Annotated in this window: 21 protein-coding genes and 1 tRNA gene; 5 read left to right on the top strand and 17 right to left on the bottom strand. The window is 59.9% G+C overall.

Annotated elements, in window-relative coordinates:
• The first annotated feature begins 295 nt into the window (after positions 1 to 295).
• Positions 296 to 1,285 carry a GGDEF domain-containing protein gene (locus AC1RQB_RS20415; RefSeq protein WP_063341923.1) on the top strand — a complete coding sequence of 330 codons (990 nt, stop codon included), beginning with the start codon at positions 296 to 298 and terminating at the stop codon, positions 1,283 to 1,285.
• A gap of 133 nt (positions 1,286 to 1,418) precedes the next feature.
• Here AC1RQB_RS20415 and AC1RQB_RS20410 read toward each other — a convergent pair whose 3' ends face one another.
• From AC1RQB_RS20410 to gabD, 3 genes are all read right to left on the bottom strand, one after another.
• A complete protein-coding gene (locus AC1RQB_RS20410; RefSeq protein ID WP_063341924.1) occupies positions 1,419 to 2,633 on the bottom strand; it encodes a response regulator in 1,215 nt (404 codons plus the stop codon).
• Between the two features lie 148 nt (positions 2,634 to 2,781).
• Positions 2,782 to 4,059 (bottom strand): 4-aminobutyrate--2-oxoglutarate transaminase, encoded by a 1,278-nt coding sequence (gabT, locus tag AC1RQB_RS20405; protein ID WP_008068635.1) that lies wholly within the window; start codon positions 4,057 to 4,059, stop codon positions 2,782 to 2,784.
• 180 nt (positions 4,060 to 4,239) lie between these two features.
• Positions 4,240 to 5,682, bottom strand: a complete 1,443-nt coding sequence (gene gabD, locus AC1RQB_RS20400) for an NADP-dependent succinate-semialdehyde dehydrogenase (RefSeq protein WP_008068633.1) — start codon at positions 5,680 to 5,682, stop codon at positions 4,240 to 4,242.
• A 347-nt stretch (positions 5,683 to 6,029) separates the two neighbouring features.
• Between gabD and AC1RQB_RS20395 the strand changes: the two genes are divergently transcribed.
• Positions 6,030 to 6,106, top strand: a tRNA-Arg gene (locus tag AC1RQB_RS20395).
• Between the two features lie 118 nt (positions 6,107 to 6,224).
• On the opposite strand, the gene AC1RQB_RS20390 is transcribed toward AC1RQB_RS20395, so the two are convergent.
• From AC1RQB_RS20390 to AC1RQB_RS20360, 7 genes are all read right to left on the bottom strand, one after another.
• The gene (locus AC1RQB_RS20390) at positions 6,225 to 6,557 is read right to left on the bottom strand and encodes a type II toxin-antitoxin system HicB family antitoxin (RefSeq protein WP_063341925.1); all 333 of its coding nucleotides are present in this window, start codon (positions 6,555 to 6,557) and stop codon (positions 6,225 to 6,227) included.
• On the bottom strand, positions 6,554 to 6,808 hold the full coding sequence (locus AC1RQB_RS20385; RefSeq protein WP_081235251.1) for a type II toxin-antitoxin system HicA family toxin: 255 nt from the start codon (positions 6,806 to 6,808) through the stop codon (positions 6,554 to 6,556). The genes AC1RQB_RS20390 and AC1RQB_RS20385 overlap by 4 nt, the downstream gene beginning before the upstream one ends.
• Positions 6,809 to 7,371: 563 nt before the next feature.
• Positions 7,372 to 7,638, bottom strand: a complete 267-nt coding sequence (locus AC1RQB_RS20380; protein ID WP_219734682.1) for a hypothetical protein — start codon at positions 7,636 to 7,638, stop codon at positions 7,372 to 7,374.
• Between the two features lie 21 nt (positions 7,639 to 7,659).
• Positions 7,660 to 8,298 (bottom strand): hypothetical protein, encoded by a 639-nt coding sequence (locus AC1RQB_RS20375; RefSeq protein WP_063341927.1) that lies wholly within the window; start codon positions 8,296 to 8,298, stop codon positions 7,660 to 7,662.
• The gene (locus tag AC1RQB_RS20370; protein WP_063341928.1) at positions 8,295 to 8,876 is read right to left on the bottom strand and encodes an RNA polymerase sigma factor; all 582 of its coding nucleotides are present in this window, start codon (positions 8,874 to 8,876) and stop codon (positions 8,295 to 8,297) included. The genes AC1RQB_RS20375 and AC1RQB_RS20370 overlap by 4 nt, the downstream gene beginning before the upstream one ends.
• A gap of 17 nt (positions 8,877 to 8,893) precedes the next feature.
• A complete protein-coding gene (locus AC1RQB_RS20365) occupies positions 8,894 to 10,636 on the bottom strand; it encodes a vWA domain-containing protein (RefSeq protein ID WP_063341929.1) in 1,743 nt (580 codons plus the stop codon).
• Between the two features lie 86 nt (positions 10,637 to 10,722).
• Positions 10,723 to 11,283: a YbhB/YbcL family Raf kinase inhibitor-like protein gene (locus AC1RQB_RS20360; RefSeq protein WP_063341930.1), complete on the bottom strand. Its 561-nt coding sequence runs from the start codon at positions 11,281 to 11,283 to the stop codon at positions 10,723 to 10,725.
• 138 nt (positions 11,284 to 11,421) lie between these two features.
• Between AC1RQB_RS20360 and AC1RQB_RS20355 the strand changes: the two genes are divergently transcribed.
• Positions 11,422 to 12,951 (top strand): FAD-dependent oxidoreductase, encoded by a 1,530-nt coding sequence (locus AC1RQB_RS20355; RefSeq protein WP_063341931.1) that lies wholly within the window; start codon positions 11,422 to 11,424, stop codon positions 12,949 to 12,951.
• Positions 12,952 to 13,129: 178 nt separating this feature from the next.
• Here the strand turns inward: AC1RQB_RS20355 and pgaD are convergent, their stop codons facing one another.
• From pgaD to AC1RQB_RS20325, 6 genes are all read right to left on the bottom strand, one after another.
• Positions 13,130 to 13,657 (bottom strand): poly-beta-1,6-N-acetyl-D-glucosamine biosynthesis protein PgaD, encoded by a 528-nt coding sequence (gene pgaD / locus AC1RQB_RS20350; RefSeq protein ID WP_063341932.1) that lies wholly within the window; start codon positions 13,655 to 13,657, stop codon positions 13,130 to 13,132.
• Entirely contained in the window at positions 13,654 to 15,009 is a 1,356-nt protein-coding gene (gene pgaC / locus AC1RQB_RS20345; protein WP_063341933.1) for a poly-beta-1,6-N-acetyl-D-glucosamine synthase, read from the bottom strand. Before pgaC ends, pgaD begins: the two co-directional genes overlap by 4 nt.
• 1 nt (position 15,010) lies before the next feature.
• A complete protein-coding gene (gene pgaB, locus AC1RQB_RS20340; protein WP_207267429.1) occupies positions 15,011 to 17,008 on the bottom strand; it encodes a poly-beta-1,6-N-acetyl-D-glucosamine N-deacetylase PgaB in 1,998 nt (665 codons plus the stop codon).
• A gap of 12 nt (positions 17,009 to 17,020) precedes the next feature.
• Entirely contained in the window at positions 17,021 to 19,501 is a 2,481-nt protein-coding gene (pgaA, locus tag AC1RQB_RS20335) for a poly-beta-1,6 N-acetyl-D-glucosamine export porin PgaA (RefSeq protein WP_063341934.1), read from the bottom strand.
• A 418-nt stretch (positions 19,502 to 19,919) separates the two neighbouring features.
• Positions 19,920 to 21,431 (bottom strand): YdgA family protein, encoded by a 1,512-nt coding sequence (locus AC1RQB_RS20330; RefSeq protein WP_063341935.1) that lies wholly within the window; start codon positions 21,429 to 21,431, stop codon positions 19,920 to 19,922.
• Positions 21,432 to 21,713: 282 nt separating this feature from the next.
• Entirely contained in the window at positions 21,714 to 22,349 is a 636-nt protein-coding gene (locus AC1RQB_RS20325; RefSeq protein ID WP_008068581.1) for a hypothetical protein, read from the bottom strand.
• A 232-nt stretch (positions 22,350 to 22,581) separates the two neighbouring features.
• On the opposite strand from AC1RQB_RS20325, the gene AC1RQB_RS20320 reads away from it, so the two are divergent.
• The gene (locus AC1RQB_RS20320) at positions 22,582 to 22,860 is read left to right on the top strand and encodes a hypothetical protein (RefSeq protein ID WP_008068580.1); all 279 of its coding nucleotides are present in this window, start codon (positions 22,582 to 22,584) and stop codon (positions 22,858 to 22,860) included.
• The gene (locus AC1RQB_RS20315; RefSeq protein ID WP_008068579.1) at positions 22,857 to 23,138 is read left to right on the top strand and encodes a type II toxin-antitoxin system RelE/ParE family toxin; all 282 of its coding nucleotides are present in this window, start codon (positions 22,857 to 22,859) and stop codon (positions 23,136 to 23,138) included. The genes AC1RQB_RS20320 and AC1RQB_RS20315 overlap by 4 nt, the downstream gene beginning before the upstream one ends.
• Positions 23,139 to 23,141: 3 nt before the next feature.
• Here AC1RQB_RS20315 and AC1RQB_RS20310 read toward each other — a convergent pair whose 3' ends face one another.
• Positions 23,142 to 23,387 carry a DUF2789 domain-containing protein gene (locus tag AC1RQB_RS20310; RefSeq protein ID WP_008068578.1) on the bottom strand — a complete coding sequence of 82 codons (246 nt, stop codon included), beginning with the start codon at positions 23,385 to 23,387 and terminating at the stop codon, positions 23,142 to 23,144.
• Between the last annotated feature and the right edge of the window lie 13 nt (positions 23,388 to 23,400).

Here is a 23,400-nt window from a genome sequence, read left to right as displayed (position 1 = left end):
CCCCCCCCCCCCCCCCCCCCCCCCCCCCCCCCCCCCCCCCCCCCCCCCCCCCCCCCCCCCCCAACCCTGGCTCCTACGTATCCGATCCGCCCTTCGGGCTTGCCCCCACCCGCTTGACGGTGAAGCCATCGCAAACCAGCGACGTGTTTTAACCGCCCGGCGGGAGCATGCTCTCTCGCCACCCAAGGCGGGAACTTCGCTCCAAATCCCCTATCTCAAAGACACTTCGCCATCCAGGCGGGCTCTGTTCTTGGCCGCTGTCGACATAGCGGCACGCCCTTTGAGATTTGTGCCGATGGTTAATAAAAGCCTACAAGACACATCCATTCCACAGTGGCCCGAGGCCGCGCAAACCCTGATGGCGCTGATGCATGCCCAGGGTGAAGTGGCACGCCTGAGCGAACGCGAACAGCTGTTCAGCTCGCTGCTGGTCAGCGTCAACGCCGTGCTTTGGGCATACAACTGGGAAACCCGTCAGGTGCTTTACGTCAGCCCGGCCTATGAACGGATTTTCGGCCGCCCCGCCGGTCTGTTGCTGTCCGACTACAACCACTGGCGCGACAGCGTCTATCCCGACGATCTGGACTACGCCGAGCGCAGCCTGGCGCAAGTGCTGGTCAAAGGCGCCGTTGAAGACCGCGAGTACCGCATCATCGCTGCCGACGGCCAGGTGCGCTGGCTCAGCGACAAGTGTTTCATCAACCGTCAGGCCGAGCCGGGCCAACCGGTGATCATCGTCGGCATTGCCGAAGACATCACCGAAAAAAAGCAGATGGAAGCCGAGCTGCAACATCTAGCCAGCACCGACGTGTTGACCCAAAGCAGCAATCGCCGACACTTCTTCGAATGCGCCCATCGCGAATTCGAGCAGGCGCGGTTGAACGGTGCGCCGATGGCGTTCCTGCTGCTGGACATCGATGACTTCAAAGTGGTCAATGACACCTACGGCCATCAGGAGGGCGATAAGGTGCTGCAACGCATCGCCGAGAGCGGTCGCGCGGCCCTGCGGCGTGGTGATCTGTTCGGACGGATCGGCGGTGAGGAATTCGCAGCCGTGTTCCCCGGCTGTGCACCGGACATGGCCATGCAAGTGGCCGAGCGTCTGCAACGGGAAATTCAGCGGTTAAGCTTCAGCCATGACAACCAGACCTTCGGCATCACCGTCAGCCAGGGCCTGAGCAGCCTTACATACGAGGATGAAAGCATCGACAGGCTGTTCGCCCGCGCCGATGCGGCGATGTACCAGGCCAAGCGCCAGGGCAAGAACCGGATTATCTCTGGCTGAGCTCGAATCGAAATTCAACGCAAAACTTGTGGGAGCGGGCTTGCCCGCGATGGCGGACTATCAGCCTACATCAATGCTGAATGTCAGCCCCTCATCGCGGGCAAGCCTCGCTCCTACAGGGTTTGAGTTGAGCTTATTTTTTGCGCAAACGCATCAATTCCGGCAATCCGATCTTGAGCAACCGCGCTGTGCGGCTCTTGGCCAGCGCCTCGATCCCCTCATGCTCGGTCAGGCGCGCCAGTTGCGCGGCCATGTTCATCACCAGCGCTTCACGGGAGTAAACCCCGCCACCGAGTTGGTAAACCGCCGCAATCAGCTCCCGCAGCTCCAAGGGCAGCCGCCAGCGGGTCCGTAGCGCCGAACCATAGGCCGCGCCGAATTCGGCCAATACATCGCCGACTTCTTGCCATTCATCCAGCTCACCGCCGGCCTGCTTCCACTCCTGCAAACAACGCAGCAACGCCAGGTCGCCGAGGCAATGCAGCATGCCTGCGCAATAACAGCGCGCCTGATCCAGATCCAGCAAACGCGCCAGTGTCCGGGCGTATTCGGCGGTGTGCAGCGACAACTCCCAATAACGCTCGGCATAGTCCGCCAGCTGCGGATCACTGAGCCGGGCACTGCGTTTGAGAGCGAGCCCCAGAATCAGGTTCATGCTTTGCCCGGTGCCCAAGCGTTGCAGCGCCTGGGCCAGGGTTTGCACAGCGACGCCATGATGCTGGGCTGCGCTGTTGGCGGCGGCGATCAGGACAGCGGTAATTTGCGGATCAGTGCGGATTTCGTCTTCCAGCCGCGTCAGATCGAGGCCATCGGGATTGAGGCTACGTTTGATCGCCACCTGCACATCGGTCATCAACGGCGCACCCTCCGCCAGTTCGCGACGTCGCTCCAGATACACCGACAAGGTCATGCCTGGCGCCAATGACGGCGCCTCACAGGACACCTCTTCGCCGGCATTCAGCAACAAATCCTGTAGGCGCTGGGTCAGGTTTTCGATGTTCAAGGGTTTGGTCAGGTACGCCGTGGGCGCCAGGGGCAAGACTTCGCGCACGCTGGCGCTGTCGTTACGGCTGCTCATCAGAATGAAGGGCAGCGGCGGATTACGCTTACGCTGGCGAACACTGCGCAGAACGTTCAGGCCATCGACGCCAGGCAACTCCCAGTCGACGATTACCAGGTCATAAGGATTTTCCGCCAACAGCTGCAAGGTCTCCTGACCATCGGCACACAGGTCCAGCCGCGCGTCGCAGCGCACATTCAACAACACCTGCTTGAGCAGATCGCGAGACCAAGGGTCCGCCTCGGCAATCAGCACACGCGGTACAGCGGGTAAAACCACAGCAGTCATCGCACACTCCAACGGCAATGCTTGCACCTTAGTCAATGATGGCCATTCGATACAGCTCAATTGCCCTGATGTGTTTCAAGCACCATAAAAAAACCCGCCGAAGCGGGTTTTTTGTCGATCAGATCACAAATGAATCAGAGCACTCGGATCACAGCTCGGCGAAGCACTCTTCGATGATCGCCAGGCCTTTGTCCAGTTGCTCGTCCGGCGAGGTCAGCGGTACCAGTACGCGCAGAACGTTGCCGTAGGTGCCGCACGACAGCAGGATAAGGCCCTTGTCACGCGCCTTGGCCACAACCGATGCCACAGCAGCCGCGTTCGGCTTGTGACTGTCGCCGTCGACGAACAGCTCGACCGCGATCATCGCGCCCAGGGCACGCACTTCGCCGATGACCGGGTACTTGGCCTGGATGGCTTTGAGGCCAGTCACCAGACGCTCGCCAACCGCTTTGCAACGGTCCAGCAGGTGCTCTTCTTCGAACACTTCCATCACGGCCAGGGCCGCGGCGCAAGCGATCGGGCTACCGGCGTAAGTACCGCCCAGGCCGCCTGGAGCGATAGCGTCCATGTATTCGGCCTTGCCGCACACACCGGCCAGCGGGAAACCGCCAGCGATGGATTTGGCGAAGGTGGTCAGGTCGGCGGCAACGCCCATCTGTTCCATGGCGAAGAAGGTGCCGGTACGGCCAGCGCCAGTCTGTACTTCGTCAGCGATCAATAGAATGCCGTGCTGGTCGCACAGGGCGCGCAGACGCTTCATGAACTCTTTAGGCGCGACGTAGAAACCGCCTTCGCCCTGAACTGGCTCGATGATGATGGCAGCGATGTCACGCGGCTCGGCGTCGTTCTTGAAGATGCGCTCGATGCTGGCGATCGAATCATCGATGCTCACACCGTGCAGTTCGTTCGGGTACAACGCGCGGAAGATGCCGCCTGGCATCAGGCCCATGCCGGCCGAGTAAGGCACGACTTTACCGGTCAGGCCCAGGGTCATCATGGTGCGACCGTGGTAAGCCCCGGTGAACGCGATTACGCCAGCACGGCCAGTGGCGGCGCGGGCGATCTTGATCGAGTTTTCCACGGCTTCGGAGCCGGTGGTTACCAGCAGGGTTTTCTTGGCGAAATCACCTGGCACCTTGGCGTTGATTTTTTCGCACACTTCCACGTACGGCTCGTAGGCCAGTACCTGGAAGCAGGTGTGGGTCAGCTTGTTCAGCTGCTCGGTAACGGCGGCGATGATTTTCGGGTGCACGTGACCGGTGTTCAGCACGGCGATACCGCCGGCGAAGTCGATGAACTCGCGACCTTCAACGTCGGTCACGGTGGCGTTCTTCGCGGACTCGGCGAAGATCGGGTGAATCTGGCCAACACCGCGCGGTACAGCAGCTTCGCGGCGTTTCATCAGGGATGCGTTAGTCTTGCTCATAGTGTCCTCATTCACCGCTCATCGGGCGGCGTGGTTCAAGGAAAATGCGGCGGGGAGGCAACTACGGCAGCATGCGATGATCGACTGCCACAGCTTTCCCGGCCACAGAGAAAATTCCGTTTGAAGCGTCGCAAAGGGACAGCGCTCTCGTGCCCTTTGCGCTTGAAGCAATGCCTTGCCTTAGATGCCCAGGCAGAGGTATTTGATTTCCAGGTAATCTTCAATGCCGTACTTGGAGCCTTCACGGCCCAGGCCCGACGCCTTGATGCCGCCGAACGGCGCGACTTCGTTGGAGATCAACCCGGTGTTGACGCCGACCATGCCGTATTCCAGGGCTTCAGCCACACGGAACACACGGCCCAGGTCACGAGCATAGAAGTACGAGGCCAGACCGAACTCAGTGTCGTTGGACATCGCGATCACATCGGCTTCGTCTTTGAAGCGGAACAGTGGCGCCAATGGACCGAAGGTTTCTTCCTTGGCCACGGCAGCGTTGTTCGGCACGTTGGTCAGGATGGTCGGCTCGAAGAAGTTGCCTTGCATGCTCTTGCCACCCGCCAGCACGGTAGCGCCTTTGCCGACGGCGTCAGCAATGTGCTCTTGCACCTTGGCCACGGCTTTTTCGTCGATCAGCGGGCCAGTGGTGGTGCCGTCTTCCAGACCGTTGCCGATCTTGAGTTTGGCCACGGCCACTTTCAGTTTTTCGGCGAACGCGTCGTAGACCGAATCCTGAATGTACAGACGGTTGGCGCAGACGCAGGTCTGACCGTTGTTGCGGTACTTGGAAATGATCGCGCCTTCGACGGCCTTATCCAGGTCCGCGTCGTCGAACACGATGAACGGAGCGTTGCCGCCCAGTTCCAGCGAAACTTTCTTGATGTCCTTGGCGCACTCGGTCATCAACTGACGACCGATTTCGGTCGAACCGGTGAAGGACAGTTTGCGCACGATCGGGTTGCCGGTCAGCTCGCTGCCGATATCGCCGGCGCTGCCGGTCACCACACTGAACACGCCGTTCGGAATACCGGCACGCTGAGCCAGTTCAGCCAGGGCGAACGCCGAGAACGGGGTTTGCGAAGCCGGCTTGAGCACCATGGTGCAACCAGCGGCCAGGGCCGGGCCGGCTTTACGGGTGATCATCGCGGCAGGGAAGTTCCACGGAGTAATCGCAGCGGTCACACCGATCGGCTGCTTGATCACGATCAGGCGCTTGTCTGGCTGGTGGCCCGGAATCACGTCACCGTAAACGCGCTTGGCTTCTTCAGCGAACCACTCGATAAAGGAAGCGGCGTAAACGATCTCGCCCTTGGCCTCAGCCAATGGCTTGCCTTGCTCCAGAGTCATCAGGCGCGCCAGGTCGTCCTGGTTCTCGATGATCAGTTCGAACCAGCGACGCAGCTTGTTCGCGCGCTCCTTGGCGGTCAGGCCACGCCAGGCCGGCAGCGCTTTATCAGCGGCTTCAATCGCACGGCGGGTTTCGGCAGCGCCCATTTTCGGCACAGTGCCCAGAATTTCGCCCGTTGCCGGGTTATTGACCTTGATCGTCTGACCGTTGTCCGCATCGACCCAAGCGCCATCGATAAAGGCTTGCTGGCGGAACAACTGGGTGTCTTTAAGCTGCATGTCGGCTTTCCTTAACAGCACCGCGCGAGGCGGAGCGAATTATGATTGTAGAAAGGCGCCTTATAGGCTGCCGTCAGGGAAATCATTCACCGGGCTGAAGCACATAAATAGCGCACTGATCGAACTCGTGCGGTTCAGCACCCAGACAAGAGCGTTTGAAATCTCAAACGAATCCTAGGATCAAAGGGGGTAAAGGACAATAGGCTGTTCGAAAAAAAGAACGAAAACGCCGCATTTGCCTATTTTTTCGGATCAGCGTAGCAAACGCAGGTTACGCTTTTGAAAAAGGCAGACGATTCACCAGCATGGACGCCCGCAGTGCATATGAGTATCATGGCGCCCGCATCGCACCAGTAGCTCAGCTGGATAGAGTACTGCCCTCCGAAGGCAGGGGTCGTGGGTTCGAATCCCGCCTGGTGCACCATATGTAGAAGTGAGAAAGCCTCAGGCCGTTGGGTCTGGGGCTTTTTTGTGGGTATTGTCTCGTCCTGAATAAGGTTTACACCTTCTGGCTTCTTTTCAAGAAGGTGCAATGACAGCGGTCAGGCATGCACCTCACGATCAAGAACCTCAGCTACCCACTGATTGATACTCTTGTGGGCTAACTGCGCTTTTACGGCGACAGTTGCGTGGAGTGCCGGTGCTAAACGTAGACTGAGATTGCCAGAATAGGGCTTCTGCGGCGCACGTCCGAGCTTAGCGCAAGTATCCAGATAATCAGTAACGGCCTCTTCGAATGCATTTCGAAGCTCCTGCACTGACTCGCCGTGAAACCCAACGACATCTCTAATACCAGCGATATGGCCGACAAACAGGCCATCTTCCTCGCTGTATTCAATTCGGGCGGCATAGCCTTTGTAATTCATTACGTTCATGGGGTGACTCCTGCTTGTTCAAGGAAAGCCCGAGCATCACGAACCTGGTAGGGCTTTGCTTCTTTGTCCGGGTGTGGTCGGTGAAAGGTGGCAACCACACCGTTCAGCTCAAAGCGTACCCGGGACCCATTGCCTTCAATGGTCTTGGCACCAGCGGCGCCGAATAAAGACTCGATACGGGCCCACTCCAGCGTGGCTGGGGTCGGCCTTGAGAATATTGCTTTCAGGGTGCTGAGCTGTTTGTTATTCATGGTATGAAATTATGATACCAGGCAAAAGAAAGCAACCGCGAATCCTTATCTATCTGGGCCTGGACGGATGAGGATTGACCAAGACTGGCAGAAACTCGACTGGCAGGGCGGAAAAATCCAGGCAATAAAAAACCCCTGAGCAGTCTCAGCACCGAAGCGCATCAACCGACAGGGGCCGTGTTGTGGGTGATTGTAAGGGTTGAGGACTTCTCGTCAACTGCCGGTAGGCACTGGTGATCCAGTCAAGGCAGAGGCAACCGTCAAGGAAAACTTGACGGTTCGAATCGCTGACTCGTTTCAGGTCTGCCGCGTGCGGATGAACCAGTCGCTGTCGATGCTCATCGCCTTACCCCACAACATTTTCTGGGTAGTTCTTGGGTAGTTCTTGGGTAGTTTCTTGGGCGGTTTCTTGGGTAGTTTCTTGGGTAGTTTCTTGGGTAGTTTCTTGGGTAGTCAGCGGCGCTGCTGCTACCGCCCCCTACACCTGTTGCGTAAAACACACCTAGATGGACTCAAGGTCAAACAGCATTTATCAATGACAAAAAACCGCCGAAGCGGTTTTTTCATTCAGTCGTCCAGTCAAACTCGTCGTAATCATCATCCTCTTCGTCCTCGACCACTTCATCATCAAGAACGTCTTCCTCAAGCGTTTCTTCTGCCTGTTTCGCCAGAAGAAACTCCTTACGACTCTCAGTCACTGCCCGCCGCAGTTCCTCCCCCTTCACCGGGCAGTTGAGCATTTGGGCGATGCGGTCGATTTTTTGGGCCACGGCATCCTCCAACGCATCGGCTATAGGCCGATAGTGCGCGCTTTCGGGTGTCGATGCCAAATTTGCCGACCGCTGTTCACCTCATTTCTTCTGCAAATCCTTGAGTCGGGCCGTGAGGTTTTCCTTGGGGAAGCGCCTGTGCAGTGTCGTCATCAGCGCCTCGGCGGCTTGGGTTTGACCGGCGTCTTGCAGGCGTATCACTTCACGTAATTGATCATCCAATGACTTGGCCGGCGCGGCGGCGCGTTTGCTGAGTTTTGCTTCGTCAGCCATTTCGCTATTGATCGACTCGCGCTGCAACGGTGCAGAAAATTCCGCCATTGGCGCAGCCGGTGCGGGCGCGGACATTGCTCCGGCCGGCGCAGCCTGGGCGCGAGCAGCGGGTTCATTCGCTTCAGCGGCTTCCTGCTTGGAGAGCGGTGCGGACGCTTTTGGCGCAGGCGCGAAGTCATAACTCGGCAGTTGCTCCGGCGTGCGCTGTACCAGCGCCAGCATCAGTGCGACGCCGACGAGGCTGGCGAACGCAACCTGCCAACGGGGTTGCTGGCAGGCTCGGAGCCAGCGCTGCCACAGGTTCGGCTTCGGCGCGGGAGCTTCGCGATGGGCCGTTGCGAGGATGAAGGCGTCGAGATGCGCCGGTGGTTCGCCGCTGCTGTGATCGCGAAAATGCTTGAGCACTTCATCGTCGGGCGATGGCGGTGTTTGTCGGGCGTCAGTCATGTCAGTACCTCCTCGGCCAGCAGCCGACGCAGTTTTTGCTGGGCGTAGCGCAAGCGGCTTTTTACGGTTTCCAGCGGTGTTTCGGTGAGGGTGGCGATCTGCGGCAGGTCGAGGTCGCCGTGGGCGCGCAGCAGGAACACTTCGCGCTGGTCGGCGGGCAAGGTTTGCAGGGCGGTTTCGAGTCGTTGACCGTCGCGGCTCAGGCTTAGCAGTTGTTCGGGGTCGGCCGCGTCATCGATCAGTGCATGGGTTTGCTCGTCATAGCTGTCGTGCAAGGGGTTGTGGATTCCGTGTTTGCGCCAGTGATCTATCAGCCGGTTGCGGGCAATCTGGTAGAGCCAGGTACGAAAGTTCGCCCGACCTTGTGGCTGACTGGTGCTGCGGATCAGGCTCAGCCAGGTTTCCTGGTACACCTCTTCGGCCAGTTCGGGCTTGCCGCTGAGGCCGAGGAGGAATCGATACAGGCCCTGGCGATGGCGGGCGTACAAAACTTCGAACGCCGGCCCGTCGCCCGAGCGGTAGCGCGCCAGCAGCGATTCGTCGCTGCCGGCGGCTGAGCTGATTACAGGATCGGACATGTCAGTGCTGGCCTCTTTCACTCTATCCGGTTGTCATGGGGCTGTTGATTCGAAGCCGTCGGGGTTCGCAGGCTCTGCGCCAACTCCACCAACTGCACGAACTCACCGCGCAGGCCGAATTGATCATCGCCCCGTGCGCCACGGGCCAGGGCTTCGGTGTCCTTCAGGGTGAACTCACCGGTGTAACGCCCGTCCTTGAGTTGCTGGGAAAAGGCAGCGACGGCGGCGGCAAAGCGCAGGTCATCGCTGGCGGCCGAGAGTTTGCCGGCCTCCCCCTTCAGGATTGGCCGCTCGATCAAGCGACTATTCCCACCTTCCGGCAACTGATAACGCACTCGCAACATCGCCATTTCCCCGGTTTTTGCGGAAACATCGGCCCCAGCAGTGCCATAGCGCAGCGGTTCCAGCCAGCCCTTCTCGCCCTTGGGCACAATTTCATACAACGCGGTCACCGTATGTCCTGCACCGATTTCTCCGGCATCTATTTTGTCGTTGCTGAAATCCTCGCGTTTCAAGGCGCGATTCTCATAACCCAGCAGCCGATATTCGCTGACCTGCGCCGGATTGAACTCCACCTGCAGCTTCACGTTTTTGGCCACCACCGCCAAAGTCGAACCGAGCTGATCCACCAGCACTTTGCGCGCCTCGCGCAGGTTGTCGATGTAGGCGTAGTTACCGTCGCCAGCGTCGGCCAGTTGTTCCATCAGGTGTTCATTGTAGTTATCCACACCAAAACCCAGGGTGGTCAGGGACACGCCGGTCTTGCGTTTATCCACAGCCATTTGCTTGAGGCTGTCGAAGTCGCTGATGCCAACGTTGAAATCACCATCGGTGGCCAGCAGGATGCGGTTGATGCCTTTGGGGATAAACGCCTGTTGCGCCATTTGATAAGCCAGTTCGATACCCGACGCGCCGGCGGTCGAGCCGCCCGCAGTCAATTGATCGATGGCGGTACGAATTTTCGCTTTTTCCCGTCCGGAAGTTGGCTCCAGGACGACGCGAGTCTCTCCGGCATAGACCACCAGTGAAACCCGGTCCTGCTCGCGCAATTGATCGACCAGCAATTTCAGGGTGCTTTTGACCAGCGGCAAACCTTCGCGACGGTCCATGGAGCCGGACACGTCCACCAGAAACACCAGGTTCGCCGGGGCCAGTTGCGCCACCGCGCGATCGGATGCCTTGATGCCGATGCGCAGCAATCGGGTATGCGGGTTCCACGGCGACGGCGCCAGCTCGGTGGTCACGCCGAACGGCGAGCCATCGGTGGGCAAGGCGTAGTCGTAGTCGTAGGGGAAGTAATTGACCATTTCTTCCAGCCGCACCGCCCCTTCGGGAGGCAAGCGCCCCTGATTGAGCAAGCGCCGAACATTGGCGTAAGCGCCGGTGTCGACATCGGCACTGAAGGTCGAGACCGGTGCTTCGGTCACGCTGTGAATCGGGTTATCGGCCAACGCCTGATATTGCTCCCGCTGCTCATCCCGATAGCCCTGTGGATAAGCCTCACCGGCCGGCATGGGCGCGAACGCGACTAACGGTGCCGGTCGCGCGTTATGCTTGGCCATCGAGGTGTCCGCCATGACTGCTTCGCGGCGCACCAACGCTTCAGTTTTCGGCGCCTCTTGAGCCGGTGGCGCGACCACTGCCGGGCTGTTCGTCTCAGAGTCTGGCGTGGATGAAGCGCCGCAACCGGCAACGGCCAGCAACAACCCGGCGGCGAAACCCTGGGCGGCCGGACGGAGGAAATGCAGAGGGAGGGACATGGGGGCTGACCTCAGGAGGAAATTGACTCATTCATCCTCTGAGACGGACAGCCCGGCAGGTTCGGGTTAATCGCCGGAAAAAATCTTCAGCGGTGATAACGCCGCACCACGCTGCTGTTTTTCAGCACATGGCCTTTGATTTGTTCCATCAGTTGCGCGCGGGTCAGGCCGGCAGGCAAGGCGTCTGGCGCCAGGTCCAGGGCGTAAAGCTGAATGATGTAGTGATGGGAGCTGTCGCCAATGGGCGGGCAAGGGCCAATGTAACCGGTGGTGCCTTTGATGTTGGTGCCGCCCACGCCTTCGAGGGCAGATTTGGCACCGACACCGGCCGGGATCTGCCGAGTCGCGGCCTTGATCCCGTAATGAATCCAGTGATCGACACCCAGGCCTTTCTGACCGTCCGGGTCGTGCATGACGATGGCGTAGCTGAGGGTGCCCGGGGGGCCGGCGTTCCAGCTCAAGGCCGGGGACTGGTTTTTGCCGCCACAACCGTTGGCATCACTGGCTGCCACCGACGTGAACAGACGATTGTCCGAAACGCCGGGAATGCTGAGGGTGAAACGCTCCTGGGCCTGCGCCGGAAACTGCGCGCAAAGGGCGACTGCAACGGCCGCCAGCCAAGGGTTCAAAAAGGTCAATCGGGTCATACCGGAGCACCTTGTGCGGGTGAGGCCGTCGTCGGCTGGCAAACTATAGCCGGACCGTTCGTGCGCTGGCAGCAGAATTGGCTGAACCTGGGAATAAGCGCCAAACTCCTAAGTGAAACACTTGCCAGGAGATCGATCATGGCCCTGCATCGCGTCGCCCGTTTCGCTGATGTACCCCAAGACCGTGGCCTTGAAGTCCGGATCGATAAGACGAAAATCGTCTTGCTGCGGCTCGGCGATCAATTGCGCGCCTATCAGGGTAAATGCCCGCACGCCGGGGCTCCCTTGGCCAAAGGTGCGCTGTGTGAGGGGCGGCTGATCTGCCCGTGGCACAAGGCAGCGTACCGGCTCGAAGACGGCGCGTTATGCGAGCCACCGTCCCTGGACAGTCTGCGACGCTACCCGCTTGAAGTCCGCGACGATGAGGTCTGGGTCGATGACCAGCCGATGCCCACCGCGAGCACACCGCCGGCTGATGATAAGCGGACCTTTGTCATTATCGGCGCCGGTGCCGCCGGTACGGCTTGTGCCGCAGCGCTGCGAGAGAAAGGCTTCGGCGGCCGGGTAATGCTGATCGACCGTGAGCCCGAGGCCGGCTACGACCGTACGGTATTGAGCAAATTCGTGATTGCAGGCGAGATGCCGCCGGACGAAGTGCCACCTCTGCGCGATGAAAATTTTTATCAAGAACAGCGCATTGAGCGGATAAACAGCGATGTGATGGGACTGGATGCAGCGGACCGGACTCTGCGCCTGGCCGATGGTCAATCGTTGAGCTATGACGCCGCCGTGATCGCCACCGGCGGCATACCCAAAACCCTGTCGCTACCTGGCGCCGACCTGCCGCAGGTATTCGTGCTGCGCTCGAAGGCGCAGGCGCAGCGGATTCTTTCAGCCGCCAAACCTGGTCAACGGGCAGTGATCGTTGGCGACAGTTTCATTGCTTTGGAATCTGCTTCATCCCTGCGTCAGTACGGCCTGGATGTCACCGTTCTGGCCCGCCATGCCATCCCGTTCGAGGCGCACTTCGGCGATGCCGTCGGCAAAGCGATTCGTGCCCTGCACGAGGCCAACGGCGTGGTGTTTCATACCGATGGCGAAGCGGCCCGGATTGAAGGCGCAGGCAAAGTCGAAGCGGTGCTGCTGGACAATGGTCAGCGCTTGCCGGCAGATCTGGTGTTGGTCGGCATTGGCGTCACTCCGGCAACGGCCCCGTTTGCCGATTTGCCCAAAGAAAAGGATCTGTCGTTGAAGGTCGACGGTGGGATGCGCGTGACCGACGGGATCTGGGCCGTTGGCGACATTGCGACCTTCCCGCTCAACGGCCAGCCGAAAAGGATCGAGCACTGGCGCCTGGCCCAGCAACAGGCGCGGATTGCGGCGGCGAACATGCTCGGCGGCGACGAACGCTACCTCGACGTGCCGTATTTCTGGACCTGGCACTTCGGCAAAAACTACGACTACCTCGGTCACGCCCAGGCTTGGGATGAGGTTGAGTTCAAAGGCGATCCTGACCATCCACCGTTTATTGGCCTGTTCGGCAAGAACGGCGTGGTGGCGGCGGCCGTGGCCTGCGATGAAGAGCGGGCGATGGCAATGCTCGCTGAACGGATGAAACAGCCGTTGTCGGTGGATGAGGCGTGGCGCTTGGTTCGGGACATGAATTGACGGCTGTTTCCCCCGCCGACCACCGTAAAACTCTGTGGCGAGGCGCAAACCTCTGTGGCGAGGGAGCTTGCTCCCGTTCGTCTGCGCAGCAGACGCAAAATCTCTGATGTACCAAAGTTTTTGTGAGTGCTACGCACTCAAACGGGAGCAAGCTCCCTCGCCACAGGGGAATGCGAATCTAGACGTGGCTCAGCGGCTCTCGGTTATCGTCATCTTCGGCTGACAGGCGGATCACCAGCGAATGCTCAAGCGGCGCCAAAGGCGGCGGTAGGTCAGCCGGGTCGACCGGGAAGAAGTGCGTAACGACATGACTGACATCGCCATCCTGATCGTTATGAATGGTCATCGAGCCCGGCGTGCGCAGTTTCGCCAATCGGTCGCCGGTCAGCTTGAAGCTTTTGCTGAGCCCCTGATCATCCACCACCGGCGCCGGCAAACGGCGCTGGGCGAAGCTCTTGCTTTTGCGCTGTTGATAACGCGCCCAGGTGATCAGGATCACCGCGTTCAACAACGCCACCCACAGGTAAATCTGCAACGTGCCGAGGGCGTCGAAAAACGACGCATCGATGCGCGGGCCGTCATGGGTATCGACCAACGGCCACAAACCCCGCACCAGTAAATACAGCAGACCGACCCAGGCCAGCACGGTTAAAAAGACATCGATCACGACCAGAAAGGGCCGCTGCCGGGTTCTGATGATTTTCATTTGATGACTTCCTCTTCATCGTCATTCAGCGGCTTGATGCCCCGGTCCGGACTGACCCAACGCGCGCGCTTCTGATGTTGACCGAACAGCACTTTCGGGAAGCTGACCAGGGTGGTAAGCAGGCTGATGAGCCAGAACACCAGCGGATACCAGACCACCCAGAACATGGTCTTGCCGAGGCCCTTTTCGTAACGGCGATCGATCAGGATGCTGACCGCGAATTGCACCAGGCAGACCACTGCCAACAGCAGTCCGGTAAAGGCCGGTGGCATCAGGTGATCAACGGCAATGGCGGACGGCATCTCGATGAATTTGCCGACGCCCCAGAAAATCACCGACAGCAGAAAGGTGAAGGCCCAGCCGGTGGAGAGGCAGTATTCGAACAGCAGCGGCCAGAGGTAACGATGGCGGTATTGCCAGATGCCACGGATGTTTTTGAACAGCACCTCGGCGCCGCCCTGGGCCCAACGCAGACGCTGTTTCCACAGGCCGCCGAGGGTTTCCGGCATGAGGATCCAGCACAACGCGCGGGGCTCGTAGAAAATGCTCCAGTGATCCAGTTGCAGCTTCCAACTGATGTCGATGTCTTCGGTGATCATGTCCGGGCTCCAGTAGCCGACCCGGTTCAGCGCCGTGCGACGGAAGGCGACGATCACCCCGGAGACGGTAAAGATCCGCCCGAATACCCGTTGGGTGCGTTTGATCAGGCCGATGATCGACGAGAACTCGCCGACCTGTACGCGGCCGATCAAGGTCGAACGGGTGCGGATTCGCGGGTTGCCGGTCACGGCGCCGAGGCGCGCATTGTCGAGCATCGGCGCCACCAGATACGCCGCGGTGTTCGGCGCCAGCAATGCGTCGCCGTCGATGCACACCAGATACTCGCTGCGCGCCGCAATGGCACCCATGCGCAGGGCCACGGCCTTGCCCTGATTCTCCGCCAGGTGCAGCACCCGCAGACGCGGATCCTGCGCCGCCAGTGCATCGAGCACCGCGGCGGTGTTGTCCTTGGAGCCGTCGTTGATCGCGATCACTTCGATGTTCGGGTAATGCTGGGCCAGCGCCGCATGGATGGTATCGGCCGCGTTGTCGCCTTCGTTGTAGCAAGGGATCAGGATCGAGATCAGCGGTTCGCCGGCCAGCGCTGGCGGCAAAGTATCGTCCTGCCACGGCCAGTGCCGCTCCCAATGCAGCCAGAAATACAGGCCGCCGGCGATCCACAGTCCCGACATGAACAGTGGATAAAAGAACACGAAGTCCATCAGGAATTGCCCGGTGAGCAGAAAGATCAGCCCGAGGGGAACCCCAAGGACGATCGCCAGAACCAGCAGGGCTAGAAGTCTGTCCAGCATGTTATGGATTCCACTTGTTGGAGAGCGCGGGCCGCACGGTTTTCAGGTCCGGCTGGTTCTCAAGGAAGTTGTCCGGGTAGTAGCCGAAACTGGTGGCGCCCTGACGCTTGAGGCGGCCCATCCAGTCAGCCAACTGTTCGCCGTCGATGTCGGCGTCGGTTCTTTTCGTCCAGTCACGGGCCTGCAATTCGAACACCGTGCGCTCGAGTGCGCCGGGGCGCGATTTGACCGTTGCCACCAGCGTTTCGAGCCAAGGGCCGGATTGCTGGCGGCTCTGTTTTTCCATGAGTGGCATGGCCATCGGCGCCGTCCAGTCGTAGGCGCCCAGGAAGTCGTCGAGGTTCTGCGCAAACCACGCTTCACTCTCGGGGTTGAGCATCGGCTCGGCGAAAATATTGCGCGCCGTTCTTACTTGCGGGCCGCGAATGGCGCGGACCTTGGCGGTCAGTTCGTGAGTGAAATCGATCAGGTAGCGGCTCTTGAAACGCGTCCAGCGCTGCAAGGTGGCCGGATCGTCACGCAGGGCGGCAATCGAACCCGGCAGACCGTTGGCGGCGTAAACCTTCAGGGCTTCAGGGCCGGCATCTTCGAAGTCCGACAGCACCGCGTCATCGTGATAGAGGACGCCGTCGACCGAGGTCAGGCGCGCCATGTCTTCGTAGATTTCACCGATGATGCGCCGCACGTTCGGGTCGAATGGCGACAAGCGCTTGTACTGGTCCGGATCGATCGAGGTGATGCCGGTTTTCGGGTCCCAACGAGTGACCCGTGGCAGCTTCGAATCCAGGGCAAAACTCAGCACCGGCATCCAGGCATAGACTTTGACCTGAGCCCGAGTGCGCAACTGCCAGGCCACGCGGTCGAAGATATCGGCGCGCATCGGCAGGTGCCGGTTGGGGAAGTACAGCGAGTGCACCAGGCCATCGCCGGCAGGGTCGGCGAAGGCTTGCAGAAACACCGTATTGGCGCCCATGTCGGCCATGCGCTGGATCAGTTTGCCGAGGTTGATTTCCTGTTGGGCCGGGTCCGGGTCGTAGACGTTGTCCAGGTCCACATGCACCACGCGCATCGGCGATTCGGTCTGCACCGAAACGATGCTATTGGCGAAGTGTTCGCCATCCGGGTCCGAGGCCACCAGAAAGCGCGGGCTGCTCATCAGGTTGTCGAGGGCATCGAGGCCATCTTCCAGAGTCAGGGCCATCTGATAACCCTGCTCGTTGACCACTTGCAGCGAAGTGCCGTCCGCCGCGCCATAGGGCCAGACCCAGACACGCGGTTTGTAACCGGTGACCTTGAGGATCTTCTCCGAGATGGCCGCCACATCGGCGCGCATCCGGGCCTGGAATTGCGCTTCAGTTTCATAGCGACCGGTAGCCGCGTCATAGCGCCGGGTCGCGGCCGCCGGTTGCAGGTTGCCTTGCGGGTTGGCCAACACGCCTTTGTGGTTGGCGTCGGTGTGGGCGGCGATTTCCACCAGGCCGGATCGGGAGATTTCGCGGATCTGCTCCCAGGTCAGGAAGTCCGAACGCTTGCGCGGTGTACCGGCAAAATCCACCGGCTGGTTCAGCGGCGTATCGATCCACACCCCGACCGGCGCCAGCAAGGCGGGCCAGTTATAGGCGCGCAGCACCGGCAAAACGCGGGTGTAGAAGCTCGAATAGCCATCGTCGAAACTCAACACGATCGCCCGTGGCGGTAGCTCGGGGCCACCGTTGCGAGCGGCCATGATCTGGTTGATGGTGACCGGCTTGTAGTTGTTCTCCCGCAGCCACGCCAGTTGCTCGAGCAGACGCTCGGTGCGCACGGCCACCACCGCCTGATCGGGGTCACGGTCTTCGACATCGTGGTAAGCGATCCCGAGTACGTGGTTTTTCGGCCACGGCTTTTCATTGGCCGGCATCGGACGTTCGGACGGCGGTGCGAAGGCCGGGGCTTGCTGGGCGCAGGCGCTGATCAACAGCGCTCCCAGCAAAAGGATGAAACGCGAAATAAAAGGCATCTTCAAACTCTTCTAGAAGCGGTAAGTGAGGTCGACGAGCAGGCGCAGATCGGTTTCGCGGTCGCCGTCATAAGGCCGGTTGATCACGCTCAGCAGGCCGCCCACCTCGAATACATCGTTCCAGCTGTAGCGCTGGCCGTAACCCAACAGGCCGACGCCGCCGGTCCCGTGATCGCGCTGGCTATAGGTGCCCGCACCGGCCTGGAACTGCTGGCTCCAGGAGGTTTCGTAGCGGTGGTAGAGCACGTGATTGACGTTCACCGTCGGCAGCACGCTGAAGTCGGATTTTGGGTTGAAATACGGCACGTCGTCGGACTTGGAGTTATGGCTGGTGCCGACCTCCAGGCCGAGGTCGACTTGCAACCCCGGCGCGCGGTAAACACCCTCGCGACCGGTGAGCAAGGCTTCGACACGGTTGTTGCCGTCACTGAAGTGCGAGGGGCTGACCGCCAGCCTCCACTCGCGGCTCTCATTGGCGCGCCAACGGATGAAACCGCTGCCGCCGTTGGCGGTGATGTCGCTGTTCAAGGCCCGCAACGGCGTTTGCGCCGACAGGTATTCGAGGCTGCCGCCGTACTGCCAGTGATCGTCGATGTCTCGGGCAATCGCCAGGCGCGCGCCCTGTTTGTCACCGAAGCCATAGGAATGGTTGGAGACTTCCGCCTCCAGGGTCATATCGCGAGTCCGGCGTTCTAGCCCGACGCGCTGAAAACGATGGTGGCCGGTGCCTTCCTGGAAGTCGCCGGTGGCGTAACCGGCACCGGCGAACACGCGCCAGTCTTCATCGATAGGTGGGCTGTACAGCGTGGTTTCGATGCCGAAATCGCGACTGCCGTTGACCGCCCCGGCGTCGCCGTTGCCCCCGCCATAACTCTTGCCGCCGTAGGCCTCCACCCGCAGCTCGGCCATGTCATGGACCGCACGCTGGCGCTGCAAACGCTGGACCTGACGGTTGCCCGGAAAACGCGCGACCACATCGTCGGTCAGCGCATCCATCTGCCGCCATTCCTGCAGATCCATGGCGGTGTGACCTTGCGCAACTTCCAGCCCGATGTCCCGCGGCGCCATGCTCTCGGTTTCCTTGAGCTGATTCTCGGCGCGCCGTGGCCAGTCCCGGGCCAGGTACAGATCGGCCTGGGCCAGACGCAGGCCGAGGTTGCCCGGGGCCTGATCCACCAGCGTCTGCAAACGCTGCTCACCCGACGGTAGATCAGCGCCGTAGGTGCCGGCCTGGGCAGCGAGTTGCTGCGCGTCCATCCATTCATCGTTGGGATTGCCCACCGGCAAGCCCTTGAGCTCGACCCGTGGCTTCTGGGTCTTGGCCAAGTCTTCAGCGACCTGACGTGCTTCATCGGCCTTATCGCTTTCGAGCAAGGCGTAATAGAGCGCGGTACTGTCTTCCAGACGGTCGCCGACATCGGCATCCGGCGCGACTAGCACCTGACGATACAAATCGGTGGCGATTTCTGGCTGACGCTGGTCCAGATAGGACGACGCCACCCAACGCAGGGCATAGGTCGGAATCTTCACACCTTCGGCGAGCAATTTCTGGTATTCGGCGATCACATCAGCGGTGCGCGCGCGGGCCTTGAGGGCGCCCATGCGATCGATTCGCCAGCGGATGACGTCATCGTGGGCCTGAGTATCCGGCGTCCAGGTCGTCAGCAACTGGTCGTAATCGGCCAGAGCCCGATCAGCGATCAGATAACGTTCTTTTTCGCTGCGGGTGGCCAGCTCGGCCAAACGCACGCGTTCTGCGGCCAAGTCACCTTCAAGGCGGCGCAACGTGACCGGATCCAACAACCCCGGCCGCTGACGCGCCAGGCGCAAGGCCGGTTCCGGCAGGCGGGCGCGTTGCAGGGCAATCACGTATTCCCGAGCGACGTCGGGCTTGCTGCCGGCGCGGATGAAAGCCTGGTCGTATTCAAACAATGCGTCGTAGGTGGCACCGGCGCGGGTCAAGGCGTAGGCCAGGGCCAAGCGGCGGGAAGGGTCATCCGGTTTCGCCGCCACCAGAGCCTTGGCGCGGGCAACCGCCTCGTCAGGCTTACCGGCGTCGGCCTGGGTCATCGCCAACCCCAGCTGCAGGTCGGCATTTTTCGGGTCAAGGGCCAGGGCCTTGTTGTATACCTGGGTCGCCGAGTCCCAGCGCTTGAGGTTGCGATAGGCACGCGCGGTGGCGGTCAGGGCCTGAACCGGCAACGCCCGATTGTGCCCCTGGGTTTCATAGACCCGAACCACTTCAGCGTCCAGGCCTGCCCAGCTGGCGATCTGCAAGTGATCGCTGATCTGGCCGGTGGTGGCCTGGTTTACCGGCACCTGGCGCAATACAGCCAGCGCAGGCGTGTAGTTGCCGGCTCGTGCATCGCGAACCATTTGGTCATAAGGCGTATCGGCGAACGCCAGCACCGGCCACAGCAATTGGCCGCACAGCGCAACGCGAAACAAGGGGCGTAAACCACGATGAATAAAGGGACCAGCAATACACGGCATTCGTCAGCATCCTTACATGGCCAGCCGGGTCGCAATGTCCCCTTGCCCATTCGTAGCGGAAAGCCGGATCGAAAGACCCGGCCAGGCTTTATCGACGCAGTTTTGCATGCAAGCGAAGTCAACTATTCAGCGCACAATAATTGTTCAGATTCGTGGTGCTCGGGCCTTCTCTCAATGCCAGTCAGTCAAGATGCAGAACCTGTGGGAGCGGGCTTGCTCGCGATAGCGATCTATCAGTCAACATCTTTATCGACTGACACGACCTCATCGCGGGCAAGCCCGCTCCCACAGGTTCCGTACCTTGATTGACTGGCATTGGAACCTCCTCCCCCCTCTCCCCGTTTCGAAAACCCAGACAGCAAAACGCCCGGCGTCTGCGTACTGCAGAGGCCAGGCGTTGTGTTGAAGCCTGTAGTTTTTACTGGATGCTGACGTCGCCCGTGCCGCCGAGTTTGCTCATCACGAAGCCGACAAATTCCTCGAGGGTCATTTTCTGGCCGTTGAAGTCCACCTGATTGTTGGCGTAGTGCAGCTTGGTGACGACGTTGTTACCGTCCAGTTTCGCCAGTTGCGTGCCCACCGCCATGCTGCTGAACATGTCGGCGGTTGCGCTCGCCTGATCGGCAATGAGCTTGGCGTCGGTCTGGCCGTCGATTTGCGATTGCACGGTAAGCACGTCAACCAGCATTGGCTTGGACACCAAGAGGTTGAAGTCCAGCAGCGCGATCAATTGCTTGACCAACTGGTCTGGCGGCAGGTCCATGGACTGCGGTTTGGTCAGGTCCAGCACCAGGTTGGCGCGGCTTTCGCCGTTGCTGGTGTTGAACGACAGGTTTTCCAGGGCCACTTGGGGACCTGCGGCCAGCAGTTTCTCCAGGCCGGTCTTGACCTGCGCCTCTTCAGCCGGGGTCAGGTTCAGCTCCGGCGCCGGTTCACCGGCGGCAGCGGCTTCAGCGGCGGCCCTTTCGTAGGGTTGCAGTTTGGTCTGGTAGATCTGCATCAGCGACATCGTTGACGGGATGTCGAGATTTTTCAGGCTCATGGCCATCTTCGCAGAACCGATAACCTTGCCGTTCAAGGACACTTCACCGACTTTGTAATCGGCACGCCCCGAAGCGTTGGTACCCGTTTCCTCGGTCTGGTTCTTCATTTCAAAGTTCTTGACGCCGAGTACCGATTGCTTGGCGCCGAAGGTGGTTTTGCTGCTGGTCAGCACGACGGTGTTTTCGCCGGTGTAATAGCCGTACGTGCTTTTGTTCAGGTTACTGGCCACGGTCAAGCCATTGAGCTCGACCTGCACCGGGGTCTGATCTTCAGCCACGGTGGTCAGCTTCAGGCTGTCCATATAACCGTCTGCCTTGACCTTTTGCGCCTGGGCACTGGCGGCTACATCGAGTTTCATGCCGGAAAAGGTCAGATTGGATTTGTCATCCAGTGCTGTTTCCAGCGGTAGAAACTCGAGGGTGCCCTTGGTGGAATTGTCGTAGCCGATGTTAACCACGCCTTTGACCGGGGATTTGTCCTTGGCGGCAGCGAACCACTTTTCGGTCAGTGGGGTCTTTTCCAGCTCATAGTGACTGGTCGCCAGGACCGGCAACCACTTCAGCGACACCAGGCGCGAGAACGGCAGCGGACCGTGTTCGATGCGGTCGACGAACAGCAACTCGACCGGTGCTTCACCAAACATTTCGCCTTCGCCCTTGAGGCGGTAGTGCGCGGTGCTGCTGAATACATGGCGATCCAGCGACACCAGTTCCAGCGACGCCGTGCCGTTGGAACCTGCCAGCGCGGCTTGCAGCTCTTTGTTGGCGTCGGTGATCGAGGTGGTCAGCACCCCGTCGAGTTTGCTGCCGGTGTACCACGCACCGCCAGCGCTGATGGCACCGATGGCCACGACAATTCCTAGTAGCACGCCTGCTGATTTATTCATGAAGTATCCGTTCAATGTCCGTTGTTGAAAGTGTGGTCGTCTTCCCTGAACCCATGGCGGGTTACGGTTCCGACTGCGCTGGAAGTGGGGTGGAGATTAGCATTTGCTCCGCAAAGCGGCCCAATGATTAAAGGTGAAAGAGTGTCTATGGATCGCGCATGGGGGCGAGAGTTTTGGTGGTCATGAGATCGCCATCGCGGGCAAGCCCGCTCCCACAAGGATTGCGCTGAACCTGTGGGAGCGGGCTTGCCCGCGATGGCGTCAGTCCTGCCAACATCAAACTCAGGAATACTGAACCTCAATCTCATCCAATTGATGATCAAAGCTCTTGAGCCGCGCAGTCCACGTATACACCAGCACTTCAAAATCCCGATTAATCACCGCCCCGCCGGTCACTTCCGCGCGCGGGTCGCAGAAATCCAGCTGATAGCGTTCACGGGCCATGGCGTTGGCGACATCGGACAGCTCCCGCGCATTGTTGAGCCAGTGCCACCCTTCATCGGCCACTTGCTTGTCCAGCGCCAGGCATTGTTTTTTCAAGGTTTCGAGGCTTTTTTCCAGCGGCGTGCCGGTGAGTTCGCCCATGACTTCCTGGAACGTGCGCCCCGGTTGCCAGTAACTGCCCCAGAAATACCGGTCGAACACCGTTTCGACACGACGCAAAGCCACCTTGGTGTCCCAGATCAGCACCAGGGTCTTGCCTTGTTCAAGTTGTCGCTTCTTGATGCGCTGGTTCTGTAATGAAGCCCAGGCGACCACCACGATAGCCATCACGGCGATCAACGCCGCCGCGCTGTCGAGGAATATCAGCGCCGTGTCGAGCTGGTGGGCCAGCATGACGCCGTAGAAATAGGTGGCCGACAGCAAAACCAATGCCGCAATGGCGCACCAGAAGCCGGGAGCGTAAGGGTTTTTCATTATTAGATCCCCATGATCAACGCAAGCCTTGATCGACGGGTTCGCCACGCGCCCCCATCAAGTCAAAGCATAGCAACGGCCTCAGGGTTTGCCGGGGTGTGCCCCTTGCGTTCGTCCGCTTTCCCGGCCGCAATGCAAGGAACGTCCGTCTGTCGTGACGTGTACAAGCTTGAACCAAAGAATGTAGTGAAGATGTATATACTTCGTCAGTACATATTCCGAGGACTTGGACATGTCAAAACAAGCCGTTTTTACGATGAAACTCGAACCCGAATTGCGTGAACAGTTCATGGCCGAAGCAGAAGCTTCTCATCGTCCTGCCTCTCAAATCGTCAGGGAAATGATGCGTCAATTCGTTCAAACCCAACGAGAATCGCGCGAGTACGAAGCATTCCTGCAACGTAAGGTCGATAAGGCCCGAGTTTCCATGCGCGCTGGGGATGGCCTGACCAATGAAGAAGTTGAAGCAGAATTCACTGCCAGGCGAGTGCGAGCAGCTATACAAGAATGAAGATAATCTGGACGCCAACAGCAGCACAGGATCGTGCAGACATTTGGGATTACCTGCATGCCGTCAACCCGCAAGCCGCCATCGACATGGACAACCGCTTCAAGGACGCGATATCCCGCATTGCCCAATACCCAGAAAGCGGCCCTGGCGGAATCATTGCAGGTACCCGCGAGTTAATTCCACATCAGAGCTATCGTGTCGTTTATGAACTGGGGCCAGACGCGATCTGGATACTCGCTCTAGCGCATACGTCCCGACAGTGGCCACCAGAAAGATGATTGTTACACCCCCCGCCCCTTCCTCAACAGCACATCCAGCTGATCCACCACCTCCGCCCAATCCGCATCATCCAGAATCTCCTCACGCAGCAACTCTGCCTGGCTCTCGCTCCAGAAGAACGCGTCCGCCAGGTGCAGTTCGGGTTTGAGCGGTGAATGGGTAGCGATGAATTTATCGATGCTTTCGGCGTCATCCGGCAGGCCGAGTTGTTTGAACAGGGATGGGAGGCTGTGGGTTGGGGATTCCATGTCGGGCTCCTTG

This window comes from Pseudomonas sp. GW822-FHT02E03 (assembly GCF_058802325.1).
Note: the sequence above shows the minus strand (reverse complement) of the source record. Positions and strands in the feature narration are given on the sequence as shown.